This is a genomic window from Halobacillus sp. AWM4_238 (assembly GCF_056158265.1).
Genome location: NZ_JBSWSY010000002.1, coordinates 3504288 through 3517777, shown reverse-complemented (window position 1 = coordinate 3517777; position 13490 = coordinate 3504288). Strand labels below are relative to the sequence as shown.

The 13490-nt window shown below is 39.7% G+C and carries 15 protein-coding genes; 4 read left to right on the top strand and 11 right to left on the bottom strand.

Going from position 1 to position 13490, the window contains the following annotated elements; genetic code table 11:
- Positions 1 to 333: 333 nt before the first annotated feature.
- Positions 334 to 771, top strand: coding sequence for a CHRD domain-containing protein (locus tag ACXACN_RS17575; RefSeq protein WP_474966156.1), 438 nt, complete (start codon positions 334 to 336; stop codon positions 769 to 771).
- A 398-nt stretch (positions 772 to 1169) separates the two neighbouring features.
- Here the strand turns inward: ACXACN_RS17575 and ACXACN_RS17570 are convergent, their stop codons facing one another.
- Complete coding sequence (locus tag ACXACN_RS17570) at positions 1170 to 1304, bottom strand: hypothetical protein (RefSeq protein ID WP_474966155.1); 135 nt, start codon at positions 1302 to 1304, stop codon at positions 1170 to 1172.
- A 296-nt stretch (positions 1305 to 1600) separates the two neighbouring features.
- Between ACXACN_RS17570 and ACXACN_RS17565 the strand changes: the two genes are divergently transcribed.
- Positions 1601 to 2626 (top strand): DUF2515 family protein, encoded by a 1026-nt coding sequence (locus ACXACN_RS17565; RefSeq protein WP_474966154.1) that lies wholly within the window; start codon positions 1601 to 1603, stop codon positions 2624 to 2626.
- The gene (locus ACXACN_RS17560) at positions 2550 to 3035 is read left to right on the top strand and encodes a CBO0543 family protein (RefSeq protein WP_474966152.1); all 486 of its coding nucleotides are present in this window, start codon (positions 2550 to 2552) and stop codon (positions 3033 to 3035) included. Before ACXACN_RS17565 ends, ACXACN_RS17560 begins: the two co-directional genes overlap by 77 nt.
- Before the next feature lie 357 nt (positions 3036 to 3392).
- Here the strand turns inward: ACXACN_RS17560 and ACXACN_RS17555 are convergent, their stop codons facing one another.
- From ACXACN_RS17555 to ACXACN_RS17525, 7 genes are all read right to left on the bottom strand, one after another.
- Positions 3393 to 3875: a DUF4489 domain-containing protein gene (locus tag ACXACN_RS17555; RefSeq protein ID WP_474966151.1), complete on the bottom strand. Its 483-nt coding sequence runs from the start codon at positions 3873 to 3875 to the stop codon at positions 3393 to 3395.
- 23 nt (positions 3876 to 3898) lie between these two features.
- Positions 3899 to 4447 (bottom strand): DUF4489 domain-containing protein, encoded by a 549-nt coding sequence (locus ACXACN_RS17550; RefSeq protein ID WP_474966150.1) that lies wholly within the window; start codon positions 4445 to 4447, stop codon positions 3899 to 3901.
- A complete protein-coding gene (locus ACXACN_RS17545) occupies positions 4444 to 4977 on the bottom strand; it encodes a DUF4489 domain-containing protein (RefSeq protein ID WP_474966904.1) in 534 nt (177 codons plus the stop codon). The genes ACXACN_RS17550 and ACXACN_RS17545 overlap by 4 nt, the downstream gene beginning before the upstream one ends.
- Positions 4978 to 5567: 590 nt before the next feature.
- On the bottom strand, positions 5568 to 5840 hold the full coding sequence (locus tag ACXACN_RS17540) for a hypothetical protein (RefSeq protein WP_474966148.1): 273 nt from the start codon (positions 5838 to 5840) through the stop codon (positions 5568 to 5570).
- Positions 5841 to 6144: 304 nt separating this feature from the next.
- Positions 6145 to 6441, bottom strand: a complete 297-nt coding sequence (locus tag ACXACN_RS17535; protein WP_474966147.1) for a hypothetical protein — start codon at positions 6439 to 6441, stop codon at positions 6145 to 6147.
- Between the two features lie 637 nt (positions 6442 to 7078).
- Complete coding sequence (locus ACXACN_RS17530) at positions 7079 to 7789, bottom strand: nitroreductase family protein (protein WP_474966146.1); 711 nt, start codon at positions 7787 to 7789, stop codon at positions 7079 to 7081.
- A gap of 112 nt (positions 7790 to 7901) precedes the next feature.
- Positions 7902 to 8315, bottom strand: a complete 414-nt coding sequence (locus tag ACXACN_RS17525) for an RrF2 family transcriptional regulator (protein ID WP_474966144.1) — start codon at positions 8313 to 8315, stop codon at positions 7902 to 7904.
- A 198-nt stretch (positions 8316 to 8513) separates the two neighbouring features.
- Between ACXACN_RS17525 and ACXACN_RS17520 the strand changes: the two genes are divergently transcribed.
- A complete protein-coding gene (locus tag ACXACN_RS17520; RefSeq protein WP_474966143.1) occupies positions 8514 to 10031 on the top strand; it encodes a multicopper oxidase family protein in 1518 nt (505 codons plus the stop codon).
- A 156-nt stretch (positions 10032 to 10187) separates the two neighbouring features.
- Here ACXACN_RS17520 and ACXACN_RS17515 read toward each other — a convergent pair whose 3' ends face one another.
- The 3 genes from ACXACN_RS17515 to ACXACN_RS17505 form a co-directional block, all read right to left on the bottom strand.
- On the bottom strand, positions 10188 to 11009 hold the full coding sequence (locus tag ACXACN_RS17515) for a carbohydrate ABC transporter permease (RefSeq protein WP_474966141.1): 822 nt from the start codon (positions 11007 to 11009) through the stop codon (positions 10188 to 10190).
- Positions 11009 to 11893, bottom strand: a complete 885-nt coding sequence (locus tag ACXACN_RS17510) for a carbohydrate ABC transporter permease (RefSeq protein ID WP_474966140.1) — start codon at positions 11891 to 11893, stop codon at positions 11009 to 11011. The genes ACXACN_RS17515 and ACXACN_RS17510 overlap by 1 nt, the downstream gene beginning before the upstream one ends.
- A 73-nt stretch (positions 11894 to 11966) precedes the next feature.
- Positions 11967 to 13226, bottom strand: a complete 1260-nt coding sequence (locus tag ACXACN_RS17505) for an ABC transporter substrate-binding protein (protein WP_474966138.1) — start codon at positions 13224 to 13226, stop codon at positions 11967 to 11969.
- Positions 13227 to 13490 lie beyond the last annotated feature (264 nt).

Below are 13490 nucleotides of genomic sequence, written 5' to 3'. Positions count from 1 at the left end.
AATTTTAGTGATTGTTTATTTAATCGCCCAAAAACCAACCGGTTGGTACAGGACAAATATAACAAGTGTGCATCCATTCAGCAATACTTTAGTGTTGGAGTGTAAGATGTCTTACATTATGAACGTTTCTACTCTTGAAGAGAGATAAAATACTCGATCTATTAACCCATCGATAAAACCACCCATTCGGGCAGCTAGACGATGATTTACATATGGGTCTTCTATCATTGAACTCCTTCTATACGATAAATACACAGGCACCTGATTCTTTCATCTATACAAGTCCTAGTTCAAATACATAGAATACATTAGTTCATTTGGGAGGTGAAACATATGAGTAAATTTATCGCAAAGCTAAGAGGAAAGAATGAAGTTCCCCCAGTAGATACAAGAGCCACTGGGGTGGCCAAGTTCATCGCGAATAAAGACTGTACAAAAATTAAATTTCAGTTAGAAGTGGAAGATATAAAGAACTTTGTTCAAGCGCATATCCACTTTGGGAGAAGAGATGAAAACGGGCCTGTACTTGTTTTCCTTTTTGGTGCTGACTTAATGACTCTTGCAGAACAAAATGGAATCACAACCAAACGTGGAGTCGTCAATGGAGTCATCACCGATAGAGACATTGAAGACAATGATCTGGGAGTCAGGGACGTCTATGATTTACTGAAGCTTATGGAAAAAGAGCTTACGTATGTAAACGTTCATACAGAGCAAAACCTTGGAGGAGAAATTAGAGGACAAATTATCCCTCTAAGAAAAAGATACTAAGTGAGATTTTATTATTAATGTCTTCTGTTCAAAAAATGTGTAAGATTTATGATGTGCATGCTCAAGTTCTCACGCTAAAAATATCGGGAGTATTAATAACCATCACGCCAAACCTTGGATTATGGTAAGTTAAACATTTGTACGTATCTTACAAATGTACAATAAATGCCTCTCATAAGATCCGTGTATTTATGAGAGGCTAACTAATGATATGGAGTTGTGCTTATTTAAATTGACTATAAAGTATTTCAATCAGTGAGTACATAATGTTATAAGTCTTTTCAACTTTGCCATTCCAAATGCAAATGGCCAAAAAATAATCAATTGACTTTAAACCTTTAGTGACCCCTCGCAAATATGCTTCAAATGAATGATGATAAGCTACATATTTAATCTGTTTACATCCAGTTTTTATTAAACCAATTTCCTGGGATTGCTTTTTCCTGTTTGTTGTTCACTTCACCTATCCTAGCTTGTATGAACTTCTCCTCATGAATATCCAGAGAACGTAATAAAATAATGGTAATTGACATGCGCAAGCTCCAATTCGAACGCACTATTCAACCAACCATCTGAATAACCAACCTTTCCATTCGTTATCACGTTCCATCGATAACTACCATTCTAATCATTCATCCACCTCTACGAAATTTATGATTCCTATAATTATTCTCTATTGTTAACGGACATTCTTGGAGAGGAGTGATCACCTCTGATTGATGTTTCAGGAACATTTCATTCCCTGGAAAAATTACAAAAACAGTTGAAGAAGAAATTCAAAGCAAACGTGGACCACCCTGCTGCCTCACTACCACCAAAGTACCTGTATATGATCACATCAATTCAAGACAAAACGAAGCAGCTTAATACGAATAACATAACACGTACACAGGCTTATTTAGACTTCTATTTACGGCACCCAGAAATTGAATGGGCTTTCCTTGGCCACATGGTATCTCGAAATGGGGGCTGGAACATGACTGATTTAAAAGGAGAATTTCTAGCAAAGCTGTTAACCGAAAAAGAACAATTCCAGTTCTTTTCTTTCTTAGAACGAGGAAACTGGCTTATTTTCCAGGATGTTTATCCTCAGTTTCTTCTTTATGAGGAGAGTATGAAAAGGCAACGCCCACACTTCGACCTTCTTCCCTATCTAAATGTGTCAACATTTATGAAAATCGTTTGGTCAGACTTTTGGAAAAATAAGGACCGCAAGTCCCTTGCTCTGGCGATGATCATTAATGAACAAAGCTATTTGGAAAAACGAGTGATCCAGAACCCCACCTATCAATATACGGTACTTGATACAATCATGTTTAAATTACAGGATTTGCTGAATATGAGCCACATATTATTCCCTTACTCACAAGAGCCTTTCACTTCAAATTTGTTAGTTGGGCAAACATTACACCAATTTTCCTCCTTGGAAAGTCGAATCGAATTAGGGAAACGATTATATGCTTTACTTTTTTCTGAAACAAATCGCCTGCAACGCTTTATTGATTGGGCAAAAGCTACTCCCCATACGGGATCTCGCAAAGATTACTGGCCCCAATTGTTTAATGACGTAAAAGAGACTGTACCCGGAAAATTGTATACTCCCCAAACAAAAAATTGTACGTTGCAAAAAGGTTCCAGCCATATTTACAGTCCGAGTCTTGAAAATGCTTGGAAAAACAGCAACCAAGCGAAGGCTGAAACAGGTGATTGGTTTCGCGAATGGAGCGGGATTGACTTTTTTAAACCTATGCCCAAAAACGTAAAAGGAGAAATCAAACATGACTACTGTGGAACCATCGAAAAACTCGAATGGACGGTCTTCACCAAAAAAGTCTTATTCCATCGCAAGCAATAAACCTCTATTATTGCCCTATCTCTTCACATTAGTGTCCGCCTCCCTCCTGACGACGTATATTGAATTATGGTTAACCGCCCAAGAGTACTATGATTTTCTGGCACGTCCCTATCCGTCTGTTTTCCCCATTGACATACGGTTCACCTTAGTGGTGATCCCGTTCTGCACCTTATTCGCTTTATGGATCATGATTCCCATGAATCGCATGGCTCGATTCGGCTTTATTCTTCTCGCCAGCTTGCTGGCAATGATGCTGGAGCCGGTTATGGAGGAGGCGGGTTGGATCGCCTTCAGCTCAGAATGGAGGCATGTCTACTCATTTTTTGGGTATGCTTCATTCCTTCTGCTTATCAGGCGTGTTCATGTATTCTCCAGTGGATTAATCGCAGGAAACAGAGATTCCTTATAAAGGTACCTGACCCGCACCTCGTAAACCCTCTAGCGAAGTGGGATCAGGCACAAAAAAATAGAACCATTCCTTGTAATCTTTTACATTCTGTTTCTATATCTAAAGCAAAGGAATAAAGAAAGAAGTCTGGTCCAAGTTGGAGAGGATATTTATTGGACATATGTCCGTTCTTCCACCCCTATTCTCTGAGTAGAAAATATAAGAGATATAGAATGCCCGAAATATTTCATCCTCAAGGTAACTGATTCCAGATTAATACCTTCCCATACACGATCAAGCAGTGACGACCTGGATGCAGGTATTTTACGGATTACATTAGGAATCCATAAGAGGATCGGCCACATGAGCAACTTCTACTCACTCTGATTCTCCACAACTAGTGATCGCTGATATTTGCTGATTCGTTATAGAAAAAGTCGTATTATTACTGATGATTTCTTTTAATTGCAAAATATATATAAAAGATTCTTCATCATGACCTTCCAAACAATCACAAAAGTTAACCACCAGCGGCTCAATGGTACGAATTTCTTCCTCCACTGTTGTAGGAAAAACCTCAGAAACTTTATAATTCCATTCTTCAAGAACACTCACGTTTCCTGAACGATTGGACCTGCGAACCAGCCTATACACAAGGCTTAGGATGGGATCGGAATCAAAAACGTCAAATGTTAAATTTTGAGAGTAATTGAAAAGGACACAGGGGTTTTTAATATTCCTTGTATTTACTTTGACTGCGGCTAGATTTATAGGTGGTTCATGACCAGCTAACTCATTGGGCAGTTTGACTTTAAATACTCTGCCACAATTCAAAGAAGGGAAACCTGAGCTTGCTTGCATAGGAACGCTCCTTTCCAAAATTCTTACGTCCTTTTATTGAAGCGGCCGTATACTTGAGCCGTCATGCTTTTTTGAGTGATGTTGTATGAAGATTGCTCGGATAATTCTGCCTCGACTAATTCCATCGTGTACGTACAACTCAATTCCTTGTGAGGTTGCAAACATTCGCAAAAGTTATACACGACAGGTTCTTTTATATTGGTATCATTCACAAACTCTCTTCTAAACGGCCATTCTTCTAGAATTTCTTTAGTAGAGTCTCCACGGCATGTTCTAACTAATCTGAAGACCAATTGATTGAAGCTTGCTTCTCTTAAAATAGAGGTCACAAAACCAGAAAAGTTAATGAATACACATGGATCATTCATATCTTCTGTATTGATTGTTAGTTGAGTTAGCTTAACAGGCGGGTCCTTTTTTTTCAGTCGCGTTGGTAAAACCGGATGGAACACTTCGCCACATACTACGAAGGGGACACAAGTATTCTGGTCGATGTCTTTCTCTCTTTTTCTATCCTTAGAGTTATGAAACGGATACAGCTTAGGTTGAGAAGAAGACCTTATTCTTTTCACCACTGCTCCTCCTTGGTATGAGCTGAGTTGCTCGTTAACCCTTTCATTTGTCCGGGTGCCTCACTGATCACCGTTGCTGTGATACTTTTATTGGTAATAGCGTAGCTCCTGAGATTATTCGTTTCGATTTGAATGATTTCTAGTTTATAGGTTGCAATTTCTCTCTTTTCCGTTCTTAAGCAATCACAAAAGCTGAGAACAGTCGGCTGATTTGTATCGACATTAGCCACTTCCAGTACATCGGCGGTTTCAAATTCAAACTCCCATTCCTGTAAAATTTGTGCACGCTTTGCACCACGTAGCTCTTTAATTAGACGGTAAATGATCTTTATTTTTGGATTTAATCCTAATAGTGAAAAACTTATGAACTCAGAGTATTTGACTAATACGCATGGCCTTGCGATATCTTTTGTATTCACATGAACTTCCCCTAGTAATAGAGGAGGTTCACTTTGATTTAACTGACTTGGTAAATCCGGATCCAATACCCTTCCACACTTCACAAAGGATGAGGAGTCTATATAGCTCATTTTTTCACCTTCATTCGTTATCTCCATGTACGTTTCATTTCCACTATACATTTGCTTCCATCGGTCACTTCGTTCATTCTATGCAGAAAAATAGCAAGTGGTTTCGGACTGGTTTATGGGAGAGAGCTTGGACGCCCCGTTTGTTGATCAATCCCGTAGGTTTAGGGTTACTTTTCCACACATGCTTACCGTTTTACATCCAAAAAAAAAGCCCGTCACAAGGACGGACTTTTAGCTAACACTGCTCCGGTGTAACTGGTAAGGCAAACACTTTTGAACAACCGATGAAGCATAATAGTAAGAAAATCAGTTTATAGGAGGCATAGACTAAGATCCCAATGTCTATAGTCATTTTGATACCCAGTTTCCTAATCAAATCCACTGCACAATACCCAGCCAGCCCTGCTATACCTGTGATAACATAGAGTAGGATGAAAAAGGGTTCATCGTAACACAAAAAAAGTTTCCCATAGAAAATAGACCTTCTGATTTTTAGAGCAAGTTTTAGAATTATAAGATTAGTACATAAAGTAAATAAGGCCGTCGAGGCATTCTCGACAGCCAGAAACTCTCTAATTAAAAAGGAGTAATTAATCGTCCCATTCAATGGCATCAATTTTTCTACAATTCACCGTAATTACTTGTCCTTGTTCACCAACAAAATAGGCTAGCCCAGTTTTACGGTCGATGCTCACAAATTTTTCAACCTCAATATCCTCACCATTTACAAACAACTCTTCTAATTCATAGTTCGGTGGGATTCTTTTCAGTAGATTACAAATAGGATTTTTGTCTTTTTTCTTCTTTTTACGGTCGTGGTTCCCATAATAACAACATTTGTCATCTCGTTCTCTTTGATACATAATATTCTCTCCTTTCTTTAGTAGATTACTATAATATATTAAAGTGAAACCTAAAACGTATAGGTAGTTATCAGGTAAATAGAAAATGTATGATTTAACTAGTTAAATAGAATACCTACAAAGACACTCAAGGTTCTTTACGCTCGGGAGATAACTTAGATATTTATAATTGGAAAAATTCACACGTTCAAAACAGCCCCTATAAATATAGAATCGATCACAAAAATTAGTACAGTTATATTTGAATTAAAATAGGCTGTCGACCTTCTCGACAGCCAGAAATTCGTTTTTTATAAAGGAGTAATTAATCGTCCCATTCAATGGCATCGATTTTTTCACAATTCACAGTAATCACTTGTTCACTGTCACCAACAAAATAGGCTAACCCAGTTTTATGGTCGATGCTAACAAATCTCTCAACTTCAATATCCTCACCATTTACAAACAACTCTTCTACTTCATAATTCGGTGGGATCCTTTTCAGTAGATCACAAAATGGATTTTTGTCTTTTTTCTTTTTTTGGTCGTGGTAGAAATGTTCATAGCAACTACATCTTCCACGTTTATCCTCACGCTTTTTGTCATGTTTTGGAAGAAACATAATACTCTCTCCTTTCTAAAATAGATTACTATATAACATATTAGACCCCCTCCTTTGGTGTATGGGTAGGTATAACATAGTTGAAAAAATGTATATTTAACTATTTAAATAGAAGTGCTGCAAAAGTCAGTGGATTCGTTCCCTTAATGGTACCGTTCTGTTTTAACACATTTGTGGATAGCCATTGATTTAGATATCTACGCGTTAATCGCTCTTCCTGCCTAAAACATAAATAATTCCCTAAATTGCAAAGGCTTTTTCAATATATTGAATGGATCATTCCCACTCCAAGACCTATCAAGAGTAAGAAGCAATAGGGTCACCCCCTCACTCAATTCAAATTTCTGCGATAATCTGTCAACTTTACCTCTATTACATGAATAGGGAGAAAAAGGAGCACCTCATCCTTGTTTGCCATTTCTAAGGTCATATGACTTGAAAATTAAACGCTGGATATATAAAAAGAGATGACGAGCAAATGCTCGTCATCTCTTTGTTTCATTATTTAGCGTACCTAAGGCAGGTTGAAGGCTTTGCTTGAGGATAACTATACCTGACACGGTTCATCAACGTGCTCTTCTGATTTTTCTTTATTACTCTGCGTAAGAAATGGACCAGACCTTATATAACGTTTTTTTCATTCGAAGCGATTCCAACTCACGACACTTTCCAAAGGAAGGCGTGTTTTTTGGAATCCAGCTTTAACTCCTTTTCCTAGAGAAATCAGCATAACCGAAGTATATTCTTCAGGAACGTTGAAGGCTTTTAAGAATTGCTCTTCATCGTATCCGCCCATCGGCACGGTATCCAATCCTTTTGCTTTTGCAGCAAGCATGAACTGCATCGCAACGATTCCACCATCGATGTGAGCAATTTTAGCCAGTCTTTCTTCAGGGAAATTCCCATAATTGTCGAAGATGCTGTTCACGTACATGTCTTTCACATCTTCTGGCATATTCCCTTTTTCAGCAATCTGGGTGTAAATCTGATCCGCATTTTTATACGCTTTTTTATCTCCCAGAACGGCAATGACAGCAGAAGCATCCACAATTTGCTGCTGGTTATTCGCAATTGGAAGCAGTCGCTCTTTCTCTTCCTGTTCATCAATAACTAGAAAACGCCAGGACTGCAAGTTGGATGAAGACGGAGCAAGTGTTGCCGTTTCCAACAGTTCTTCAATCTCTTTCCGTTCAACCTTATAATCCGGGTCATACTGCCTTACAGAACGGCGCTCTTTAGCTATTGTGAGAAAGTCGGTATCCTCAAGGACTTTTGGAGCTTCCTTCGTCGTATCGATTTCTTTTACTTTATTAAGATATTCTTCTTTGGTCATGGTTTTGTTAGACATGTGTTTGCACTCCCTTAACTGTATCTTTAACAAATACAGTATAGTTCTTTAACTGTTACTTTGTCAATTACAGTTACTCATAAAAATAAAACGAAACGTCTCTGGTTTCGTTTTACTGTTCGATAAGGTCAGATAAGGATTTCGTTCGCAGTCCATCCAAAATCCAAGATTCCATTTCCTTTTGCAAGTCACATAAAGATTGTTGTGATCTACCTGAAAAACAATGTTTCCCTTCCGTCTCAAAATGGTCCCTCATCACCGTTTCAGCGCTAATCGATTCGTACACTTCAGAGAGCTTGATCTCCTCTGCTGTTTTACTAAGAGAGTATCCCCCATCGCGGCCTTCTTTGGCACTTATGATCCCAGACTTGACCAAATGAGTCAGGATCTTACGAAGATAAACCGATTGAGATTCGAGCTTTTCAGCAAGCTTCCCACTCGGGCAGCGCCCTTCGTTTTCAGCTAATACGACCAATGCTTTCAGCGCCATACTGAACCAACGCACATTATTCATTTTATCTGACATCGTTTCACCTCTTCTATCCAAAGTATATTTTGATGCATGTGGACGTAAAAGTCAAAACAGTGGATGCTTGTAATTCAGCCCATAGATCGGGTGTATGGAGGATACCTTCACAGATCAGGATAGGTCACAAAAGAGGCGTATACCCACTCCCTTGAAAATAAAATAGAATAAGTCCTAAAATCCCGAGGAGAGATTGTTATGCTGAAGAAGTTCGTGGATCCCCTTCCCATCATGAAGACGATCCGTCCGATGTGTCATTTTCAACATGCACCATTCTATGAAGTGACGATGAAAGAAACCTTTCAGAAACTGCACCGAGACCTTCCTCCGACCAAGGTCTGGGGCTATAACGGGCAGTATCCTGGTCCGACCTTTCAAGTGTGGAGACATCAGCCGATTCACGTACTATGGAAAAATGAACTTCCTGTCCGGCATTTCCTTCCTATTGATACGACCGTTCATGGAGCCGAGAAAAATAAACCGGAAGTACGAACTGTGGTACACCTCCATGGAGGGGTGACACCTGATACAAGTGATGGCTATCCAGAAGCTTGGTTCACCCGCCACTTTAAAAAAGTTGGGCCTTATTTTACCAATGGATTATACACGTACCCCAATCATCAGAACGCAACGACATTGTGGTACCATGACCATGCCATGGGCATCACCCGCCTCAACATTTACGCCGGTCTTGCCGGCATGTACATCATACATGACTATGAAGAAGCACGATTGAATCTGCCCTGTGGTCCCTTCGACATCCCGTTGATCGTCCAGGACCGGTCGTTTTATGAAGACGGTCGTCTTTACTACCCATCGGAACCAGAGAAACCCACAACAGCCCCTCATCCTTCTGTCATCCCAGACTTCTACGGAGATACAATTTTGGTGAATGGCAAAGTGTGGCCTTATTTAAACGTACAACCAAGACGATACCGTTTCCGCATACTGAACGGATCAAATGCCCGTTTTTATCGTTTTTCACTTTCCAACGGTGCCCCATTCATCCAAATCGGTACGGATCAAGGGTTACTTGAAACCCCGATCCGTGTCCCTTCTCTCGTATTAGCCCCTGCAGAAAGGGCGGATGTGATCATCGACTTTTCTACTAATTATGGAGAATCGATTGTTATGCAAAACGATTTTGAAACCAAAGGAGAAAAAACCGATCCTGAAACGACGGGGACGATCATGCAATTCCGCGTGTGCCAATCTCTAACCTGTCCAGATGAAAGTTCCATTCCTGTTTGTCTGGCACCAGTCCCTAAGCTTACACAAAGCCAGAAAACGAGGTACTTACGACTCAACATGCGAAAAGATTCCTATGGTCGCAACATTCACTTGTTAGACGGACGGTTATGGTCGGATCCTATTTCTGAGACACCCAAGCTAGGACAAACGGAGATCTGGAGTGTGTTGAATGAGACAGAAGCGACGCACCCCATCCACCTTCATTTAGTCCGCTTCCAGATTCTCGACCGCCAACCCTTCGACCGTGATCTCTTTAAAAAAGAAGGCCGAGTCGTTCCTACAGGACCACGTGTCCCTCCCGCGTTAAACGAGAGAGGATGGAAGGATACGGTGCGGGCTAAGCCTGGAGAGATCACCCGGATGATCATCCCATTCGGTCCTTACCCTGGATTGTTCGTGTGGCACTGCCATATTTTAGAGCATGAAGACTATGAGATGATGCGCCCTTATTTAATTACCAGATAAATAGAAAAAGTGCCTGTCCCCAACATTAAAGAAATGTGGGGCAGGCACCAAAAAAATAATGTAAAAGGTTTACTCTAATTTAAGTGGTTTAGTAAAAAGGGATCTATTCTCTCCATACTTTACAAGTGAGTAAGAATCTTTATTTTTGGATAGCTCTTATCCTTTGACAGAGCCAGATGCCAACCCCTGAATAAAGTACTTTTGTAAGAACAGAAACAGAATAACCATTGGCAGCATTCCAAGTAACGAACCAGCTGCAACTAATCCCACATCATTGGAATATTGAGAGAAGAATTGAGAAAGGGCGACTGTAATCGTATGGGATTCAGAATTCTGCAAGAAGAATACAGAGAACTGATAGTCATTCCATACAAACATACCTGTAATAATTATGACAGATGCCGTCACTGGCTTTAATAATGGAAAAACAACTTTAAAGAAGATCTGAATACGAGTGGCTCCGTCAATCATGGCCGCTTCATCCAGCTCTTTCGGAATAGTAGAACGGATAAAACCGGTGTATAAGAAGATTGTTAGTGGCAGCCAAAATGAAACATGGACGAGAACGATTGCCCATATGGTGTTTAACCCTCCAATATCCACAATGAATTTATACAATGGTACGAGTATCGTCAATGGCGGGACAATCATCACAGCAACAAAGGCGAGATACATGAAACGATTCAGTTTGCTGGAAATCCTTGCTAAAGGGTAAGCAGCTAAGGATCCAAGTACAATTAAAGCCCCAACTGAAATGACCGTGATGATAATATTGTTGAACAAAGCGGTTCCCATATTAGCCTGACTCCACGCATTGGTGAAATTTGAAAAGTCTGCATAGGTGGGGAACAACCACTTGGAGCTGTAATCACTGCTTCGTTTGAAAGAAGTAGTAACCAAGATGTAAAACGGGATGATGTGCAGCAAGCTGATGACAATTCCAAGCATCGTCCACAGCTTTTTATTTTGCTTGTCCATTACGCTTCTACCTCCTTACGACGAAGATAAAACAGAGCCGACATACTTATGATTACAATCATGATGAACATCAAGTTCCCTAGAGAAGCTGCATACCCTGCATCCTGTCTAGCAAAGTACAGTTGATACATCATTGTAGATAACGATTGAGAGGCATAACCAGGACCTCCATTTGTCATCGCAATGATGACGTCAAATAGCTTCAATCCATTTATCAAATTAATTACGATGTTGATCGTAATCGATGGGATTAATAAAGGAAGCGTAATGTTTTTGAACTGCTGCCAGCTGGATGCTCCGTCTAACGTGGCTGCCTCGTAATAGTCTTTAGAGATTCCCTGCAGTCCTGCAAGATAGATAATCATAGCAATCCCCAGAAATTGATATGTATTAACGAAAGTGATAATCCAAACGTTCAAGTCTGGATTTCCAAGCAGGTTAGCTGGATTGAATCCAAATAGTGTGATGAAATCATTAAGAGCACCGCCATTGTATTGGAAAATAAAATACCATATATATCCCATAATAAGAGGGCTTATAATGACAGGTAAGTACACAATCGTTCGTGTTATTGCTCTGAATTTCATGCTTTTATTCAGTAAGATTGCATATAACAATCCAATTCCGTTTTGAAAAATCGTACTGCCAATGCCATAAATCAATGTATTCTTTACGACCAACCATGTATTAGGATTGGAGAACATCCGAACATAGTTCTCCATCCCAACCCAGTTCATTACTTGTGAATAACCATTCCAGTTTGTGAAAGAAATTCTGATCCCATTTAAAAACGGAAAAATAATGAACACAGACATTAAGATGATAACGGGGACGTAAAGCCAGTTGATATGAAGTTTTGAGGAAATCCCAGGACGCTGATCCATCTTCCATACACCTACCCTTTCGATTCTGTCATGAAGGGAGAAGGAGTTCTTCCCCCCTTCTCCCTCCTCTATCTTATTCTTGTGACCTCAAACGCTCGACTTCTTCAGACATTCGATCTGAATACTGCTCAGGAGTGATGGACTCCGCTAGCACTTCCTGTCCGAGTGTCGTCATTACATCCCACATTCCATTTGGAAGGTAGACACGATCAAAGTACGGGAAGACGCGTACATCAGAATATTTGTCATAATACTCTTTGTACATGCTGTCAGCCTCTACTCCTTGCAATCCTGCCGGCAGCCCAGAGGCTTCCGCCATTCGCTTTGCATTTTCAGGCTGTGCGAAAAATTCAAGAAGTTTTTTCGCTTCTTCCTGCTTAGGAGAGTCTTTCCATACACCTAATGTATACCGTTCTCCGCCTACAAACGTTGGCTCATCTCCCTCATGAATGGATGGAATGGGCATCAGTCCAGCTTCAACATTTTCATTGATTTTCTTCGCTTCCGTTACAAATGATGGTGGATACATCGCAAAAGCAATCTTATTTTCAGCGAATAGACGAGGACCATCTGAGTATTTCGCAGTCAATACATCTTTATTGATGTAGCCTTTGTCATACATTTCTTTGAAATTTTTTGGTAAGTATGTCCATTTGGACCAGTCAAAGTCGCCATTATTTAATTCTTCGCTGTAGTCATTTTTCTCATCACTGATTAAAAGCGGTGTAGCAAAATAGTCGAAATATTGACCAAGCGTCCATGGATCTGCTCCAGCAAAGAAGAATGGAGTCACTTCACCATTACTTTCTTCAGAGATTTTCTTGGCTGCTGCTTTTAATTCGTCAAACGTTTTTGGTACTTCAATCCCGTATTCATCCAACAATTGTACGTTGTAAGAAATTCCTTCCTTCGCTTCGTTCAAAGGAAGAGCATACACTTTTCCTTCATCATTTGTTAGCACAGGATTAATCGTATCTGTTAAATCAGAAGCCCAAGATTCTTCACTTAGGTCTGCAAGATAATCTCCGTAACGGATTTGGGACCACCCGTGAGTATCAAAAACATCAGGCATATCATTCGCAGCCATTTTGACTTTTAGAAGATTCTCGTATTCTCCTCCAGGAAAGTTCGTTTCTACTGTAATTCCTTCATTCTGTTTTTCAAACTCATCGATGATGGCTTCCATTTCCTTCTTTACATTCTCATCGGATATCGTCGAGAACAGTGTTATCGCATTTCCATCACTAGAGGATGATCCGCCACTACCGCTGGAACACGCTGTTAATAGACCGATGACCAAAATCAATACAAGAAAACTGATCATTTTTTTCATTTATTTTACCCCCATTCAAAATTCAAACGTGAAACCGCTTTCTGATACTAATGTTAAGATGGATAACCACTGGTCACAACGGTAAAAAAATTATTTGACAATTAAACAATCTTGCTTTTAAACGCGATAAAAAGAATTTTTTTATAGATAGGACCTGCATTACCCATATAAATTTAAAGTTTACGTTTCAACTATTCGAGAGTTTATCTGTTAAAATAGAAGATAGATTGTTTTTTTTGGAGGAAATTTGAAAAATTATGAATA

Excerpts from the sequence above, each read along its gene's own strand:
- ACXACN_RS17535 (WP_474966147.1), bottom strand. The coding sequence starts at position 6,441 with ATGTTTCTTCCAAAACATGACAAAAAGCGTGAGGATAAACGTGGAAGA.
- ACXACN_RS17565 (WP_474966154.1), top strand. The coding sequence starts at position 1,601 with ATGATCACATCAATTCAAGACAAAACGAAGCAGCTTAATACGAATAAC.
- ACXACN_RS17505 (WP_474966138.1), bottom strand. The coding sequence starts at position 13,226 with ATGAAAAAAATGATCAGTTTTCTTGTATTGATTTTGGTCATCGGTCTA.
- ACXACN_RS17560 (WP_474966152.1), top strand. The coding sequence starts at position 2,550 with ATGACTACTGTGGAACCATCGAAAAACTCGAATGGACGGTCTTCACCA.
- ACXACN_RS17510 (WP_474966140.1), bottom strand. The coding sequence starts at position 11,893 with ATGGATCAGCGTCCTGGGATTTCCTCAAAACTTCATATCAACTGGCTT.
- ACXACN_RS17515 (WP_474966141.1), bottom strand. The coding sequence starts at position 11,009 with ATGGACAAGCAAAATAAAAAGCTGTGGACGATGCTTGGAATTGTCATC.
- ACXACN_RS17575 (WP_474966156.1), top strand. The coding sequence starts at position 334 with ATGAGTAAATTTATCGCAAAGCTAAGAGGAAAGAATGAAGTTCCCCCA.
- ACXACN_RS17570 (WP_474966155.1), bottom strand. The coding sequence starts at position 1,304 with ATGTCAATTACCATTATTTTATTACGTTCTCTGGATATTCATGAGGAG.
- ACXACN_RS17555 (WP_474966151.1), bottom strand. The coding sequence starts at position 3,875 with ATGCAAGCAAGCTCAGGTTTCCCTTCTTTGAATTGTGGCAGAGTATTT.
- ACXACN_RS17530 (WP_474966146.1), bottom strand. The coding sequence starts at position 7,789 with ATGTCTAACAAAACCATGACCAAAGAAGAATATCTTAATAAAGTAAAA.
- ACXACN_RS17545 (WP_474966904.1), bottom strand. The coding sequence starts at position 4,977 with ATGAGCTATATAGACTCCTCATCCTTTGTGAAGTGTGGAAGGGTATTG.
- ACXACN_RS17520 (WP_474966143.1), top strand. The coding sequence starts at position 8,514 with ATGCTGAAGAAGTTCGTGGATCCCCTTCCCATCATGAAGACGATCCGT.
- ACXACN_RS17525 (WP_474966144.1), bottom strand. The coding sequence starts at position 8,315 with ATGTCAGATAAAATGAATAATGTGCGTTGGTTCAGTATGGCGCTGAAA.
- ACXACN_RS17540 (WP_474966148.1), bottom strand. The coding sequence starts at position 5,840 with ATGTATCAAAGAGAACGAGATGACAAATGTTGTTATTATGGGAACCAC.